Consider the following 16,961-nt stretch of genomic DNA (forward strand, 5'->3'; position numbering starts at 1 on the left):
ATGTATTATTTTATAATTTAAATTTAATTAAATGAACAATATAGAAAAAAAAATAATTTCAATAGGTGGAGGTGGATTTACACATCAGTTAGATGAGGGTTTAGATCAATTTGTAATTGATCAATCAAAAAAATCGAAAAATAAAATAGGCTTTTTAGCAACTGCAAGTAATGATGATGAAAATAAAATAAATTTATTTTATAAAAGGTATCAAGATACTCAGTCTGAATTGTCACATTTTAATTTAACATCAGCTAAAGATGGATTTTCTGAATGGATATTAAATAAAGACATTATTTATATAGGAGGTGGAAATACTGCCTTTATGTTGGATATTTGGAAAAAAAATAAATTAGAAAATATTTTTAAAGATGCTTATGAGAAAGGCATTATTTTATCAGGCGTAAGTGCTGGGGCAGTTTGTTGGTTTGATTGGATACTATCAGACTCTGTTGGCCCTGGATTTAATGCACTAAGAGGAATTAATTTCATATCGGGAAGTTGCACACCCCATTCTTCGAATATTGAAAGAATAGATCAATTTGAATTAGATATTAAAAATAACAAATTACCTCATGGTATTGCAATTGATGATGGTGTGGCTGTAGTTTTTATTGACGGAAAACCAACTGAAGTTTATTCTTCAAGAAAAAATCATACAGCTTATTTTTTAGATAAAAATAAAAAAATTAATCTAGAAGAATATATAAAAAATATATGAAAAACATAACTGCGAGCAAAAAAATTCACAGTATAAATGATGCAAGAAATTTAGCTAAAAAAAGAATGCCTAAATTAATGTTTGATTTTGTAGATGGTGCATCTGGAGATGAAAAACTTTGTGAAATTAATAGTATAGCTTTGGATCAAATTAGACTTGAGCCAAAAGTTTTACGAAATGTTGAAAATAGAAATTTAAAAAAGAAATTTTTAGACATTGAGTTTGATCAACCATTTGGTTTTTCACCAATGGGAATGTGCAATCTCACTTGGACTGGTGCAGATAAAATGTTAGCTAAAGAAAGTATTGTAAACAATTTACCTGTGTGTGTTTCCATGGCTTCCTCAACATCTTTAGAAAAAATGTATGAATTATCTGAAGGTCGTTCTTGGATTCAATTATATAATTTTCAAGAGAGTTTTGTAATGGAGCTTTTGCAAAGAGCAGAACAGACTGGTTATAAAGTAGCAATACTAACTGTAGATGTTCCCATTCAATTTAGAAGAGCTAAGGATAATAAAAATGGTTTCACTGTCCCTTTTAAAATAGGTCCTAATCAGATGTTTGATTTTATAACTCATCCTCATTGGTCTTTATCAACTTTATTAGGTGGTATTCCAAAACCAATGAATTACGAAACATCAAAGAGTGGTAACAAATTTGTAAGAAGTGAAAGCAGAGGAGCTACAGATTGGAAAACTCTTAAAAGAGTAAGAGATGCTTGGAAGGGAAAATTAATAATTAAAGGAGTAATGTCGCCAGAAGATGCTTTAAAAATAAAAAATGAAGGAGTTGATGCCATACAAGTATCCAACCACGGTGGAAGACAACTAGATAGTGCTACTGCAGCTATTGAAGCATTGCCGCTAATAAGAAATGTGTTAGGTAAAGAATTTCCTTTGCTATTTGATAGTGGCGTTAGAGGTGGAAGCGATATTATAAGGGCTTTAGCATTGGGAGCAAATTATGTGATGCTTGGAAGACCGCTAATGTATGGTATTGGGGCTGATGGTGAAAAAGGCTTAAGAAGAATTTTAGATATTATTAAAGACGAATTAAGTACCGCACTAGGTTTAGTTGGTTTAACTGATATTAATGATGTTACTTCCGAAATAATTGCTAAAAAATTTATTGAAAATATGAAATACTAAAAAAATGTCAGAAAAAAAAATTAGAGGCGGATCACTTATAGCTAGAGCTTTAAAAGATAAAGGAGTTCAGCACGTTTTTACATTATCTGGAGGGTTCTGTAATCCTGCTTTAGAGGGATTTATGGAGTGCCAAATGGAAGTTATCAATTGTCCTCATGAACAAATAGCAGGTCATATAGCTGATGGGCATACTAGAATTACAAGAAAACCAGCAGTTTGTCTTGTTGGTCCTGAGGGATTTGCAAATGCAGTGCCATCAATGATGGAAGCTTGGGGTGAAAGATCACCTGTAATATTTATAACTGGTTCAAGTAGTTTAAAAAGACAAGGCTCTGGTGGATTTAAAGAAATCGATGATGTTGCAATCGCAGCACCTTTAACAAAATATAGCGCAAGTATTACAGATGGAACTAGAATTAGGGAATTTGTAGATAAGGCATATAGAATTGCAACAAATGGATATCCTGGTGCAGTACATTTAAGTATGCCAGTTGATATTATGTTTTCATCTTTTTCCGAAGATGCAGGACTTGAGGAAAGACCTTTTTCTCATCAAACAAAACCAATAGTAAAAGCTTGGCCTGACCCAGCGCAAATGTCAGAAATATTAGAACTTGCTTGTAATTCAAAAAAACCAGTTTTAATAGGTGGTCATGGAATTTGGTGGTCTGGTTCTGAAAAAAAATTAGAAGAAGCTGGAAATAATTTAAAAATTCCAATATTTAATATTCCTTATCATCAAAAATTACTTGGAGAAGAGGCTAATGCCTATATGGGTTTAGCAGATATTCACCAATATCCTCCTTCAAAATTTGCATTACATGAATCTGATTTAGTATTAATGATTGGAGCTAGATTAGATAATCAAATGAATTTTGGAAACCCACCACTTTTTCCTAAATCAACTAAGCTTGTATGTATTAATGGGTCTCATGAAGAAATAGAACTTAATAGAGCTGCTGATTTAAATTTATTATGTGATCCGGGAGTTTTTTTTGACACATTAAATAAACTTAAATCAAATAATAAATGGACTTTAAGTAGTGAATGGTTTGATCTTAACAGAACCAAAAAACAAGAATGGGTTGATAAGACTTTAGATGATTTGAGCAAAGACACAAAAGAAGCTGAAGCTAAAGGAGGTAAAATGCATCCACTTCAATTAGCCTTAGATGTTCAAGATGCTATTGGTGAAAAAGATTGGTTAGTCATTGATGGAGGTAACACTCACTTCTGGTCTGAAATTGCAATAAATATTGCTGGATCAAAAGGAAAAAAAATAGGTGGAATTCTTCATCCTGGTACATTTAGTATGTTGGGTGTTGGTGTTCCATTCGCGCTTTCTGCAAAAAATATAAACCCTGAATCAAATGTTATTTTAATCAGTGGAGATGGAGCTTTTTTATCTGGAGGATTATCAATAGAAGCTGCTTTTCAAGAAAGCAAACCTATTGTGGTAGTAATTGATAATAATGGTGGTTTAGATTGTATATCTCAACAACAAGAAAGATTATTTGAAAGTGGAAAACATTTTGCAACTGATTTTAGAGATATACCTTTTCATAAAATTTTTGAAGGATTTGGAGGTCATGGAGAGCTAGTCACAAAAAGAGAACAATTAGCTCCAGCATTAAAAAGAGCAATAGAAAGTGGAAAAACTGCTTGCATCAACGTAAAAGCAAAAGGTGTTATAAGCCCAATTGTGGCTGCAGTTAGCGACAAAAGAGACAAAGCTTCAATTGAATAACATAATGGCAACTATATCGTCTCACTTATTAAACTCAGTTGATGGAAATCATGCAAATGGTGTTAAAGTCACAATTTATCAAATAAATTCTTCTGGTGAAAAAAAAATTTTTTTTGAAACTGAGACAGATGAAGGGGGAAGAATTTTAAAAGATTTTGAACTTTCAAATAATGACTGTGCATGTGAATACGAAATGGTTTGCAAAACTGGAGATTATTTTTCTGAAAAAAAAGTTGTGTCAGAAATTATTGTAAAATTTAAAATGGAAAATCCTAAAAAAAAATATCACTTACCAATTATTATATCTCCAAATGGATATTCTATTTGGTGGTCTAAATAATTTTAAATAATTAATTCCTTATGTCAAAAAATTTAAAATTGAATATGTCTAGAAGAATAAGAAGAACGCCATATACTAATCGAGTTGAAGAACATGGTGTTTCAGATTTTACTGTAGTAAACCATATGCTTTTACCAAAAAGGTTTAAAAATTCTGTTGAGGAAGATTACTGGCACCTAAGTAAGGATGTCCAAATTTGGGACGTTTCTTGTCAAAGACAAATTCAAGTTAGTGGACCAGATGCAGCTACGCTTATTCAAAAATTAACACCTCGTTCCATTAAGAATATGCAAATTGGAAAATGTTTTTATATACCTATGCTTAATGATGATGCAGGAATGATAAATGATCCTGTTTTACTCAAATTAGATGATGATATGTTCTGGATATCAATAGCAGACTCTGACATTTTGCTTTGGGCAAAAGGATATGCTTTGGGTTTGAATTTAGATGTAAATATTGAAGAGCCCGATGTGTATCCATTAGCAATTCAAGGACCTAAATCTGAGGAACTACTGATATCAATATTTGGTCAGGAAATAAAAAAAATTAAATTTTTTAATTTCAGAGTTTTAGATTTTGAAGGAACAAAGCAAATTATTGCAAGATCTGGATATAGTAAACAAGATGGGTTTGAAATTTATTTCAAAACACATGAGAAATATTTTGATAATGTAGAAATGGGTGAAAAACTTTGGGATACAATCTGGGAAGCTGGAAAAAAATACAATATTTCGCCAGGCTGTCCAAATCTAATTGATAGAATTGAAGGAGGACTTATGTCTTATGGTAATGACTTTACAAATGAAAATAATCCTTTGGAATGTAACTTAGAAAAATATTGTAACGGTCATGTTTCTCATGATTTTATTGGAAAACAAGCTTTAACAAAAATTTACAATGAAGGAGTAAAACAAAAAATAAGGGGCATCATATTTGATGGAGATCGTTGTTCTGGTATAGGTCAGCCCTTAAAAGTATTATCCAAAGATGATAAAATAATAGGACAAATAACTTCAGGCATTTATTCCCCAAAAATAAAAAAAAATATTGGTTTATCTATGATTTTAAAAGACTACTGGAAAATAGGTGAAAAAATATTTGTCCGAAATCTTGATGGCACAAAAAGAAATGGGACCATAACAACTTTGCCATTTCCAGATTAAATAGCTATATATTAACCTTATGTTAAAAGCAGTTATTGCAGGTTACTCAAGATCACCTTTCACAATGGCAAGAAAAGGTGAATTAGTAGATGTAAAACCAGTTAATTTGCTTGCTGAAGTTATTAACAACCTTGTCTTAAAAACTAAAATCAATAAACAAGACATTGAAGACATTGTAGTTGGTTGTGCTTTCCAAACTGGAGAGCAATGTTTTAATATTGGAAAATTAGTAACTTTTTTAACCAACATGGATATCAACACATCAGGAATGACAGTAGATAGGTGGTGTGGATCATCAATGGAAGCTATTCATATAGCTGCAGGAAAAATATCAATGGGATCTGGAAAAGTTTTTATATGTGGTGGGGTAGAAAGTATGACTAGAGTAACAACAGGCTTTGATCCTATGCCATATCCTTATACAGAAGAAGATAACCCTAATGTTTATTTTTCAATGGGTATTACTGCGGAAAATGTAGCCAAACAATATTCTATATCAAGAACAGAACAGCAAGAATTTGCAATATCAAGCCATAAGAAAGCATTTGATGCTCAGTCGAAAGGTAATTTTAATAATGAAATTGTTGCAATAGGGAATTGTTCTCAAGATAGCAATATAAGACCTAATAGTAATCAAGAAAAATTGGATAGTTTAAAATTAGCGTTTGATCAAAATGGAACTGTAACGGCAGCAACATCATCACCACTGACAGATGGTGCAGCTGCTACTTTGATTTGTGAGGAACAATATGCTAAAGATAATAATTTAGAAATTTTAGCCAGGATTGTTTCAACCTCTGTTCAGGGATGTAAAGCTGACACCATGGGTCTAGGACCAATTGGAGCTTCACAAAAAGCATTAGAAAGAGCCAAATTAACAATCAAAGATATTGATATCGTAGAACTTAATGAAGCTTTTGCATCTCAATCATTGGCTTGTATAAAAGATTTAAAAATAGATCCAAACAAAGTTAACATAGATGGTGGAGCACTAGCGTTAGGCCATCCTCTTGGAGCAACAGGTGCAAGAATTACCGGGAAAGCAGCTCAACTATTAAGAAGAGAAAACAAAAAATTTGCTTTAGCTACTCAATGTATAGGTCTTGGAATGGGTATTGCTACAATAATTGAATCAATATAATAAATTTTTCTATGCAACAATTGCCTTTTGACAAAAGATCAGGAAAAATTTGGTTCAATAATGAACTGTGTGAATGGCAAGATGCCAGAGTTCACATAATTAGCCATGGAATGCACTATGCTAGTTTAGTCTTTGAAGGTTTGAGAGTTTATAATAAGAAAATTTTTAAATTGAAAGAACACACTGATAGACTTTTTAATTCTGCAAAAATTCTAGATATGAAAATTCCATATTCATCTAATGAAATTATGGAAGCAACAAAAAAACTTGTTTCTGATCAAGATATTAAAAACGGATATATAAGACCATTTGTATGGAGAGGAAGTGAAATGATGGGAGTTTCAGCACAGAATACAAAAATCAATGTAGCAATAGCGATATGGGATTGGCCTACATATTTTAATCCTGAATTAAAATTAAAAGGTATAAAATTAAATATATCTAAGTGGCAAAGACCACCTCAAAATTCATCACCATGGAAAAGTAAAGCAGCTGGCCTATATATGATTTGTACACTTTCAAAACATCAGGCAGAAAAAGATGGATACACTGACTCTTTAATGTTAGATCACGAGGGCAATATAGCTGAGGCTACAAGCGCAAATATTTTTTTTAAAGATAAAATTAATGAGCTACACACACCAATACCAGACTCTTTTTTAGATGGTATAACTAGGAAAACAGTAATTGATCTTGCAAAATCAAAAAATATAAAAGTTCATGAGAGAAAAATATCTCCAAATGAACTAGGTCACTTTAAAGGTTGTTTTATTACAGGTACAGCAGCAGAAATAACACCCGTTGGAAAGATTCTAGATAATAATTTTGAAATATGTGATTTAATTAATGACTTATCTAAAAGTTATGAAAAACTTGTAGGAAAATAATTCAAACTTCTTAATTTAACGATTTATTCCTCTTAATCTCTCAGATCTTCTTCTTAATAATTCTGCACTAATCAAGATTAAAGTTGAAAGAATAATTAAACATGTTGCAACAGCTAAAATTGTTGGACTTAACTGTTCTCTTAAACCAGTCCACATTTGAACTGGGATAGTAGTATTTTCTAAACCTGCAAGAAATAAAACTACAACTACTTCATCAAATGAAGTTACAAATGCAAATAAACCTCCTGATATTACTCCTGGTAATATTAAAGGAAGAGTAATTTTCATAAAAGTGTTTACAGGATTGCTCCCTAAACTAGCCGCAGCTCTTGTTACACTATGATCAAAACCAGATAATGTTGCGGTTACAGTGATTACAACAAACGGAGTTCCTAGTATTATATGAGCAAATACTATTCCTGTATGCGTTGCTGCTAAACCAACTTTTGCCATGAAAAAGAATATTGCAACACCTGATATAATTAATGGAACAATCATAGGTGAAATAAGAGTAGCCATTATAATTCCTTTATAGGGCATGTGCCTACTACTCAAACCAAGAGCAGCTAAAGTCCCAAGTATTATCGATCCTATTGTTGCAAATATCGCGATTATAAAACTATTTTTTGCAGCCAATCCCCATGGGTTTTTGGTTCCATAGACCATATCCTTATACCATCTTAGAGAAAAGGCATCAGGATCAAGATTTTTCATTCCCTCAGAGAAAACTAAAAATTCTTCAGCGTTAAATGATAACGGAAATATTACGAATAAAGGTGCAATTAAAAAGAAAAATACAAAAGCACAAATGGCTAAATAAAAATAATGCCAAATTCTATAACGTGTTTCTGTATAACTTGGTAATGCCATTTTTATCCTAACTTAATATTATCTACTCCAACTAATTTGTTATAAATCCAGTAAATTACTAAAACTCCAGTTAACAACATTAAACCCATTGCAGATGCAAAACTCCAATCCAAAGTTTGCTTCATATGAAATGCAATCTGGTTACTAATCAATGTTCCAGATGCTCCACCTACTAATGCTGGTGTAATGTAATATCCAATTGCTAAAATAAATACCAACAAACATCCAGCTCCAATACCTGGAATAGTTAATGGAAAATAAACTTTCCAAAACGCAACGAAGGGAGTTCCTCCTAAAGATTTTCCTGCTCTCATTAAGCTTGGTGAGATCGTTTTCATCACGCTGTAAAGTGGAAGAACCATAAATGGTAACAGTATCTGTGTCATCGCCACATAAGTTCCAACTTTATTGTACATCATTTCTGGCCTGTTATCGTCTGCAACTAATCCTATCATGACAAAGAAATCATTAACTACTCCCTGTTGTTGTAACAAAATCATCCAGCTTGCAGTTCTAACTAGTAGTGAAGTCCAAAATGGAAGAAGGACACAAATCATCAATAGATTTGAGTACTTCATAGGCAATGTAGCTAGTAAATGAGCAATTGGATATCCCATTAAAAAACAAAATAAAGTTACAAAGAATGCTATTTCGAGAGTTCTCAGCCACAAAATTCTATGAATCCTTCTATCTTCATCTACTTGGGCAATGCTTCCATCTGGTGCATAATACATATCCATACCTTTAAGATATTTAGCTAATGTGTAAGGTGGTGCTGTTCTTTTTATAGCCTGCCAATACTCAACCTTGCCCCAATTTTTATGCACTTTCATCATCTGTTCTTTGATGCTAGTGCTTTCATCTATTTTTTTTCTTTTAATATTTCTAAACAATCTTTTGGTTGTTGAATTAAAACCATTTTTTTCTTTATTTAATCTTTGGCCAAGTTTTCCATGTTCTTGTCTTTCAACAAGTGTCTTGTAATCATAATAGAAACCAGCAAAAACTTCTTCGGGTGGTAATTCTTTTCCATCCCAATTCTCCATTTCTTTAAATGTTTTAGGAAGCATATTGGTAATCATCTTGTCATCAATACTTCTTGTAAACATTTCTCCAATTGGAAAAATATAAGTGATAACTAAAAATAATAATAGAGGAGCCACTAGAAGAAAGGCTTTAATTTTGTTTTTTCTTTCAGCTTTTTTTAAGCTGACTTCAAGTGGTATACCGTCGGTAGTTAATATTTTAGTTTCTGAGCTCATAAAAAAAGGGCGGTTAAAAAAACCGCCCTTAAATATTATATAATTTTTAAATTAAAAACTAGGTTTAATTTAAACCTGCTTTCATTGCTTCCCATTTTTCACCAATCTCTGTTCCATAATCAGCCCAGAAGAACGGGTCAACTAAAAAGTAATTTTTAGTGTTAGCAGGAGCTGTAGGCATTTGAGGCATCATTTCAGTTTTACCATCTTTATACCAAGGCTCACCAGCTTTGATTATTTCAAGAGAAGATTTTCTCCATGGAGCGTATGCAATGTACTTAGCACTTCCAGCTAACATTTCAGTGTTAGTCATCATAGCTAAAGCTTTCATAGCATTCTCTTGGTCAGGACCACCATCAACAAGTGCAAAATATTCATAGTCTAAACCTTGACCATCCCATACTTGTTTAATAGGAGCACCTTCACCAACTTCAGCGTTGAAGAATCTTCCATTCCAACCTGTTGCCATAACAACTTCACCTGCAACTAATAATTCAGGTGGTTGAGCACCAGCAGACCAGAATACACATCCTCCATTTGGATCTTCACAAAGTGCTTTTATTTTGTTCATTGCTCTATCGATGTATCCATCTTTTTCTTCCATAAATCTATAAAGTCTATCACCACCTTGACCCATTTTAACTCCATCAGCAGCTAAAGCGATTTCAAGGTTAGTTAAAGCACTTGTGTAGATTGCTCTTTTTCCTGGGAATTTTTTAGTGTTAAAGAAGTCTTTGATTGTTTTAGGCTCTTTACCACCAAATGCTCTTGTATCAAACGCATAGTTCCAAGAATATAAGATGTTTCCTACAGCACATTCACTTGGCATTCCTGTGAAGAAATCTTCACTTGCAGGAGTTCCATCTGGTGCAGCTGGGAAGTCTTTGTCAAAATCAAATTTAACAAATAAACCTTCATCACATCCGTTAATTGTATCGAATGCAAAAAGATCGATGATATCCCAAGTGATCGCACCCGCTTCTTTTTGTGCTTTGATTTCTGATAAACCACCAGAGTAGTCAACCCAGTTGATTTCTACTCCAAGTGCCTTAGCAGTTGGATCACCATACCCTAACTTTTGAGACTCTGTATAAGCTCCACCCCAAGATGCAACAGTAACTGCAAATGCTGATGAAGTTATTGAAAGAGCAAAAGAAAGAGCAAGTAATAATTTACTTAATTTTTTCATTATTCCTCCGTTTAAACGTTAATATAAATTAATTTATATAATGAAAGTACACCAAAATGAGCAAGTGAAGTCAACAGCTCATTTTATCTTATAATGATTTGGATTTTTAAATGAAATTATTTTGGATCTAAAGCTCTAGCATCAACACTGTTCCAACCAATATTGATATCTTCTTTAACTTTTAGCTCAAGATTTGAGGTACTATTTGGTACTTTTAAAATAAACTCAGAACTACCAAGTAAGTCCAGTCTAACTCGTGTGTGGTCACCATGGTAAATAACTTCTTCAATTTTTCCAGTAAACATATTATCCATTTTGTCAGTTGGATTTATTAAAGCTCTTTCTGGTCTTAAAGATACTGTAGTTTTTTCACCTTTTGATTTTACCGAAATAGGATTAGCTAAAATTTCTGCATTACCTAATTTAACTTTACATTTATCTTTATCAATATCAGACACTTCACCATTAAAAGTATTATTTTCACCAATAAATTCTGCAACGAAAGAGTTTACTGGTTTCTCATATAGTTCTGCTGGATCAGATAACTGTTGAACTTTACCATCGTTAAATACAGCTATTCTGTTTGACATAGTAAGAGCTTCACTTTGATCATGAGTTACATAAACAACTGTTACACCAATACTTTCATGAATATGTTTAATTTCATACTGCATGCTCTCTCTTAAATTTTTATCTAATGCCCCAAGTGGTTCATCCATCAAGACAACTGCTGGATCAAAAACAAGTGCTCTTGCAACAGCAACCCTTTGTTGTTGTCCTCCAGAAAGTTGTGCTGGCATTCTAGATTCAAATCCATTTAAAGAAACCATTGATAAAGCTTTGTCTACTTTTTTATCAATTTCATCTTTTTCAACTTTTCTTACTCTTAAAGGAAAAGCTAAATTTTCGTAAACTGTCATGTGTGGAAACAGTGCATAATTTTGGAACACCATTCCAATTCCTCTTTTGTGAGGTGGAATATTTGAAATAATATTTCCGTCTAATAAAATTTCTCCATTAGTTGGAGTTTCAAATCCAGCTAACATCATTAGGCAAGTTGTTTTACCTGAACCAGATGGTCCAAGCATTGTTATAAATTCACCTTCAGCAATATCTAATTGAAGATCTTTAACGACGAGTACTTTCCCATCATAACTTTTATCTACTTTATCAAATTTTACAAATTCTGGATTTTTAGACATAAAATTGATTATTAAACATTTGTGAAAGTAGATTTCAATAGTAAATTAACTCTTGATATGAAGCTCTTTTGGAAAATTACAAAATAACTCTGATCCGCTTTCTGTAACCCTAATAGCCTCAGACGCCTCAACACCCCAATCACCAAATTGCATCACAGCAATCATATGAAAACAAACATTAGGCTCAAGAACTGTCTTATCTCCTTTATATATATTAAGAGTATGCTCACCCCAATCAGGAGGGTAACCAATCCCTATTGAATAACCAGTTCTTGATCTTTTTTCGATACCATATTTATCGAGTATTTTCCAAAAAGCTTGAGCAACATCATCTACAGTATTTCCTGCTTTAATTGCACTAATACCAGAGTTTAATGCTTCAATAGTTTTATTCATCGTATCAATTTTTTGCTGATTAGGCTCTCCAAGTAGTACTGTTCTAGCCATAGGAGCGTGATATCTTTTATAAACTCCAGAAAGCTCAATAATTGTTGCTTCTCCCTCAACAAATTTATCTTGAGTTGCTGTTAAATGAGAAGCAGAAGTCCCTTTTCCTGTGGGTAGTAAAGTTGCAATACTTGCATATTCACCACCAAATTCTTCTGTCCCATAAAAAAGTGCTTTTTGAATTTCACCAACTGCATCACACTGCCTTACACCAGGTTTAATAACTTCCATTGCAGTTTTCATTCCTTGTTCTGAAATTTTTGCTGCAGATTTCATATAATTTATTTCTGCATCAGATTTTGTAAATCTTGCCCAATTCACCAATCGATCACTGTCTTTAATTTTAGCATTTGGCAAACCTTGTTTTATTTTTTCATAACAAAAAGCTGTAAAATAGTGAGCATCCATCTCTAACCCAATTGATAAATTATCCCATTTTCTTTCTTTAATTATTTCAACTAATCTATCGTAAGGATGTTTTGGCCAAGTATGAATGTATTCTTCATCATACACTAAAATATTTTCATCTTTTAAATAAGTTTTTATATAAGCTCCTCCTGCATCTTGAGCTCTAACAAAACATAATGGCTCATCAGAATTTACATGAACAATAGCGCATTGAGCATAATAGAATGACCAAGCGTCATAACCAGTTAGATAATATAAATTATTAGTGTCATGAGAAATTAAAAGTTCGATGCCTTTTTCTTGCATCATTTTTTGAACTTTTTTTAACCTTTGTTTGTATTCTTCTTTAGTAAATGACATTAGTTTGCCTCAAATAGTTTTCCAAATCCCTCAACAGAGTTATTTTTATTTATTTTTACAAGTGTATCCCAAATTAATGCTTGATTACTAGATAAAACTACGGTGTTTAATTTTTTCTCAAGTTTATCAATAATTGGTAATACAGGTAGTGCTGTACATGAAACAAATAAAGCCCCTGCCCCATTTAAATCAATTTTAGATAACACTTCATATAAATAATCTTGATCTACTTTACCAATGTCATAATCAGCTTCGATATCAAAGTAAGAATTAGAAGTAATTTCAAATCCCTCAGTTTTAAAATATTCTAAAACCTCATCATTTAGTTTTTTGCTATAAGGAGTAAACAATGAAATTTTACTTATATTTAATTTTTTTAAAGCTTTAATTGCTGCAGTGCTAGGCGTTGTAACATCAGCCATTGGTTTTGCTGCTTTAACTTTTTGTTCAATAGAATTATATCCAGCTGCAATGGTTCCAGAAGTACAGCCATAAACCACACAATCTATATCTTGGTCTGGTAAAATATCTTTTGCAACCTCAGTTACTTTATTAGACATTTTAATTAGATTTTCTCTAGTTAAAGGATTGTAACACTCAATACGGTTAACAAAAAAATCAATTTCCCTGTCTTTTATGACATTAATGAAATCTCTCTCAATCATAAAGTCGCTTGCAAGAGCTATTAAGCCAACTCTTGGGTTTGATTTGCTAATATATTTTGGATCTATTTTTGTTGAATTCATATTTTAAAAGATGAATATATCAGAAGTTCTTTAATAATCATTAATATTAAATTTACGACATGAATTTAAAAGATACCTTCATTGCATCATTGGTTCCGATTTTTTTAGGCTTTGGATTTGTCATTGCTAAACCAGCATTTGAATCTTTTCCTCCAATTTTATTAATGGGTTTGAGATTTATCTTTGCGGCATCAATTTTAATATGGTGGTTTCCAATACCTAGAGGTTACTTGCTAAAAATCTTCATAGCTTCTTTGATAGCTAATACTTTGCAGTACAGCATTACTTATTCTGGATTAGATTTAATTGATGCATCATCTGCAGTTTTATTGGTTCAAATGGAAGTGCCGTTTGGAGTTATTTTTGCATATTTTATGCTTAAAGAGAAACCAACAGTTAGAGCATTAATTGGTATTGGTATAGCGTTTATCGGTGTTTATGTTTTAACTGGCTCACCAAATTTAGATGGAAAAATTATTGGTATAGGATTGACGATATTAGGCTCTGCTATTTGGGCTCTTGGGCAAGTAATGGTGAAACCTTTGAGTAAAGAAATAAATCCTTTAGCATTGGTTGCTTGGATGGCATTATTTTCTGGTCCAATTTTAATATTATTGTCGGCAATCATTGATGGAAATACTATAAATTATATTACTAATGCAAAAATTGATCATTGGATAATTGCAATTTACATTGGTTTTATAATGCAGCCAGTTACATATGGTTGCTTTTATTATGTCATAAAAAATAATCCAATTTATAAAGTTCTGCCTATTGTAACCATGGGAATTCCTCCAACAGGATTATTGGCTGCAATTTTTCTTTTAGGAGAAGAACCTACGAAAGAATTATTCATTGGTGGAGCAATAATAATAGTTGGTGTGATACTGATAGTCTTTACAAAAAATAAAAAAGAAGAGGTAAATTAATGAAGATAGGTTTTATTGGTCTAGGAAATGTAGGTGCTAAACTTGCAGGAAGTTTATTGAGAAATGGATTTGATTTAACTGTAAGAGATATAGATCAAAATTTAACAGATCAATTTAAAAATTTAGGTGCAAAAATTGCAAACTCTGGAAAAGAACTTGCGGAACAAGTTGATCTTATAATTACTTCTCTACCATCTTTAAAGGTAAGCGCAGAAGTGATGGAAGCTGAAAACGGAGTACTTGAAGGTCTTTCTCAAAATAAAATATGGCTTGAAATGAGTACTACTGATGAGGCTGAGGTAAAAAGAATTGGTAAAAAAGTAATTGCAAAAAATGCAGTACCTTTAGATGGTCCAGTAAGCGGCGGTTGTCATAGAGCTGCCACAGGAAATATTGCAATTTTTGTAGGTGGTGAGAGAAAAGCATTTGAAAAAATTTTGCCTGTTTTAACAGTAATGGGAAGAAAAGTGTTACATACTGGTGAGCTAGGTACAGCAAGTACTCTTAAGGTGATTACAAATTATTTAGCTTCTGTACATTTGGTAGCTTTAGGAGAAGCTTGGACTGTGGCTAAAAAATCTAACCTAGATCTTAAAAAAACATTTAAAGGTATTGCTGCATCATCAGGAAATTCATTTGTTCACGAAACAGAAAGTCAGGTAATTTTAAATGGTTCTTATAATATAAATTTTACTATGGATTTAGTTTTAAAAGACACAGGTTTATTTGATGATTTGGCTAGAAAGTTAAATGCTCCCCTGGAGATATCTCCAAAAATAGTTGAGATATTTAAAGATGGACAAAAAAAATATGGCTCTAGAGCATGGTCTTCAATGATCGTAAAGAGAATGGAAGATTTAAATAATATTGAATTTAGAGCAGATGGTTTTCCAGAGGAATTAATTGATAATGAACCTGAGGAAAAAGGATATGAAATTTAAATATTATGCTAAAATAAAATCATGTTAGATAAAAGAAAATTTTATATAAATGGTAAATGGATTGATCCTGTTAAAAAAAACGACTTTGAAGTAATTAACCCATGTAACGAAGATCCTTGCGCAATTATTTCATTAGGTTCAAAAGAAGATACGGATAATGCTGTAAAAGCTGCAAAAACTGCATTTGAGAGCTTTAAAGAAACTAGTAAAGAAGAAAGATTAGATTTACTAGAAAAATTATTAGCTGTTTACAAAAGAAGATTTGGTGAAATGGCTGAAGCTATTTCTTTAGAAATGGGTGCTCCTATGGATTGGGCTACAGATGTACAAACTGCATCGGGACAAGCTCACTTGGAAGATTTTATAATTAGGTTAAAAGAATTTGAATTTGATGAGCACTTTGATGAAAAATCAAACAACCATATTTATTATGAACCGATTGGTGTTTGTGGATTAATAACTCCATGGAACTGGCCTATAAATCAAATAGCTCTAAAAGTAGTACCTGCATTAGCAACAGGATGTACGATGATTTTAAAACCATCTGAAATAGCACCTATATCTGGAATGTTATTTGCTGAAATGATAGATGAAGTTGGTTTTCCAAAAGGTGTTTTTAATTTAGTTAATGGCGATGGTGCTGGAGTTGGAACTCAAATTTCAAGTCATCCTGATATTGATATGGTTTCATTTACTGGATCGACAAGGGCTGGGAGATTAATTTCAAAAAATGCAGCTGAAACAATAAAAAGAGTTTGTCTTGAGCTTGGAGGCAAAGGTGGAAATATAGTATTTGCCGATAGTTATAAAAATGCAGTTCGAGATGGTATCAGAAATGTAATGAGTAACTCAGGTCAATCCTGTGATGCTCCTACAAGAATGTTAGTTGAAAAATCAATTTATCAAAGAGCTGTAGATGAAGCGGTTGATGAAGCAAATAAAATTAAAGTAGATCAAGCCTCTAAAAAAGGAGATCACATTGGACCTGTTATTTCAAAAACTCAGTATGATAAAATTATAAATTTAATTGAAAGTGGAATAAAAGAAGGAGCAACCTTAGCTGCAGGAGGTCCTGAACTACCAAATGGATTAAACAAAGGTTACTTTATCAAACCAACCATTTTTACAGATGTTACAAATGAAATGAGAATAGCAAAAGACGAAATTTTTGGTCCTGTTTTATCCATTATTCCATTTGAAACTGAAGATGAAGCTATAAAAATTGTGAATGATACTTCTTATGGTTTAGGAAATTATTTACAAACCGAGGACAGAGAAAAAGCTCATAGAGTTGCAAAAAAATTAAGATCAGGTTGTGTTTATATAAATGGTAATGCTGCTGATGCAGGAACACCTTTTGGAGGTTACAGGCAATCTGGAAATGGAAGAGAAGGTGGAGTTTGGGGGCTTGAAGAATATTTAGAAGTAAAAACTGTTACAGGCTGGAAATAAAT

General features: G+C 32.2%; 16 protein-coding genes. 10 read left to right on the top strand and 6 right to left on the bottom strand.

Annotated elements, in window-relative coordinates:
- Nucleotides 1-31: 31 nt before the first annotated feature.
- Genes ACTTBN_RS03685 through ACTTBN_RS03715 form a run of 7 tightly spaced genes read left to right on the top strand, consistent with a single transcriptional unit; the run spans nucleotide 32 to nucleotide 7,153 of the window.
- A complete protein-coding gene (locus ACTTBN_RS03685) occupies nucleotides 32-721 on the top strand; it encodes a Type 1 glutamine amidotransferase-like domain-containing protein (RefSeq protein ID WP_440681049.1) in 690 nt (229 codons plus the stop codon).
- Entirely contained in the window at nucleotides 718-1,872 is a 1,155-nt protein-coding gene (locus tag ACTTBN_RS03690) for an alpha-hydroxy acid oxidase (RefSeq protein ID WP_440681050.1), read from the top strand. Before ACTTBN_RS03685 ends, ACTTBN_RS03690 begins: the two co-directional genes overlap by 4 nt.
- A 4-nt stretch (nucleotides 1,873-1,876) precedes the next feature.
- Complete coding sequence (locus ACTTBN_RS03695) at nucleotides 1,877-3,619, top strand: thiamine pyrophosphate-binding protein (RefSeq protein ID WP_440681051.1); 1,743 nt, start codon at nucleotides 1,877-1,879, stop codon at nucleotides 3,617-3,619.
- 4 nt (nucleotides 3,620-3,623) lie between these two features.
- Entirely contained in the window at nucleotides 3,624-3,959 is a 336-nt protein-coding gene (locus ACTTBN_RS03700) for a hydroxyisourate hydrolase (protein ID WP_440681052.1), read from the top strand.
- A 20-nt stretch (nucleotides 3,960-3,979) separates the two neighbouring features.
- On the top strand, nucleotides 3,980-5,125 hold the full coding sequence (locus ACTTBN_RS03705; protein ID WP_440681053.1) for a dimethylsulfoniopropionate demethylase: 1,146 nt from the start codon (nucleotides 3,980-3,982) through the stop codon (nucleotides 5,123-5,125).
- Nucleotides 5,126-5,144: 19 nt separating this feature from the next.
- Nucleotides 5,145-6,266: a thiolase family protein gene (locus ACTTBN_RS03710; RefSeq protein ID WP_440681054.1), complete on the top strand. Its 1,122-nt coding sequence runs from the start codon at nucleotides 5,145-5,147 to the stop codon at nucleotides 6,264-6,266.
- 11 nt (nucleotides 6,267-6,277) lie between these two features.
- Nucleotides 6,278-7,153 carry a branched-chain amino acid aminotransferase gene (locus tag ACTTBN_RS03715; RefSeq protein ID WP_440681055.1) on the top strand — a complete coding sequence of 292 codons (876 nt, stop codon included), beginning with the start codon at nucleotides 6,278-6,280 and terminating at the stop codon, nucleotides 7,151-7,153.
- 15 nt (nucleotides 7,154-7,168) lie between these two features.
- Here ACTTBN_RS03715 and ACTTBN_RS03720 read toward each other — a convergent pair whose 3' ends face one another.
- The 6 genes from ACTTBN_RS03720 to ACTTBN_RS03745 form a co-directional block, all read right to left on the bottom strand.
- Nucleotides 7,169-8,023, bottom strand: coding sequence for an ABC transporter permease (locus ACTTBN_RS03720; protein ID WP_428079710.1), 855 nt, complete (start codon nucleotides 8,021-8,023; stop codon nucleotides 7,169-7,171).
- A gap of 2 nt (nucleotides 8,024-8,025) precedes the next feature.
- On the bottom strand, nucleotides 8,026-9,285 hold the full coding sequence (locus tag ACTTBN_RS03725) for an ABC transporter permease (protein WP_440681056.1): 1,260 nt from the start codon (nucleotides 9,283-9,285) through the stop codon (nucleotides 8,026-8,028).
- Between the two features lie 64 nt (nucleotides 9,286-9,349).
- Nucleotides 9,350-10,474, bottom strand: coding sequence for an extracellular solute-binding protein (locus ACTTBN_RS03730; RefSeq protein ID WP_440681057.1), 1,125 nt, complete (start codon nucleotides 10,472-10,474; stop codon nucleotides 9,350-9,352).
- A gap of 116 nt (nucleotides 10,475-10,590) precedes the next feature.
- Complete coding sequence (locus tag ACTTBN_RS03735) at nucleotides 10,591-11,676, bottom strand: ABC transporter ATP-binding protein (RefSeq protein WP_440618131.1); 1,086 nt, start codon at nucleotides 11,674-11,676, stop codon at nucleotides 10,591-10,593.
- 45 nt (nucleotides 11,677-11,721) lie between these two features.
- Complete coding sequence (locus ACTTBN_RS03740; RefSeq protein ID WP_440681058.1) at nucleotides 11,722-12,891, bottom strand: M24 family metallopeptidase; 1,170 nt, start codon at nucleotides 12,889-12,891, stop codon at nucleotides 11,722-11,724.
- Nucleotides 12,891-13,637 carry a maleate cis-trans isomerase family protein gene (locus tag ACTTBN_RS03745; RefSeq protein WP_440681059.1) on the bottom strand — a complete coding sequence of 249 codons (747 nt, stop codon included), beginning with the start codon at nucleotides 13,635-13,637 and terminating at the stop codon, nucleotides 12,891-12,893. Before ACTTBN_RS03745 ends, ACTTBN_RS03740 begins: the two co-directional genes overlap by 1 nt.
- Nucleotides 13,638-13,696: 59 nt before the next feature.
- Here ACTTBN_RS03745 and ACTTBN_RS03750 point away from each other — a divergent pair, with 59 nt between their 5' ends.
- Genes ACTTBN_RS03750 through ACTTBN_RS03760 form a run of 3 tightly spaced genes read left to right on the top strand, consistent with a single transcriptional unit; the run spans nucleotide 13,697 to nucleotide 16,959 of the window.
- On the top strand, nucleotides 13,697-14,566 hold the full coding sequence (locus ACTTBN_RS03750) for a DMT family transporter (protein WP_440681060.1): 870 nt from the start codon (nucleotides 13,697-13,699) through the stop codon (nucleotides 14,564-14,566).
- On the top strand, nucleotides 14,566-15,507 hold the full coding sequence (locus ACTTBN_RS03755) for an NAD(P)-dependent oxidoreductase (protein ID WP_440681061.1): 942 nt from the start codon (nucleotides 14,566-14,568) through the stop codon (nucleotides 15,505-15,507). Before ACTTBN_RS03750 ends, ACTTBN_RS03755 begins: the two co-directional genes overlap by 1 nt.
- 21 nt (nucleotides 15,508-15,528) lie before the next feature.
- The gene (locus ACTTBN_RS03760; RefSeq protein ID WP_440681062.1) at nucleotides 15,529-16,959 is read left to right on the top strand and encodes an aldehyde dehydrogenase family protein; all 1,431 of its coding nucleotides are present in this window, start codon (nucleotides 15,529-15,531) and stop codon (nucleotides 16,957-16,959) included.
- The last annotated feature ends 2 nt before the right edge of the window (nucleotides 16,960-16,961 follow it).

It is taken from the genome of Candidatus Pelagibacter sp. HIMB1623 (genome assembly GCF_052047695.1).
Lineage (GTDB): Bacteria > Pseudomonadota > Alphaproteobacteria > Pelagibacterales > Pelagibacteraceae > Pelagibacter.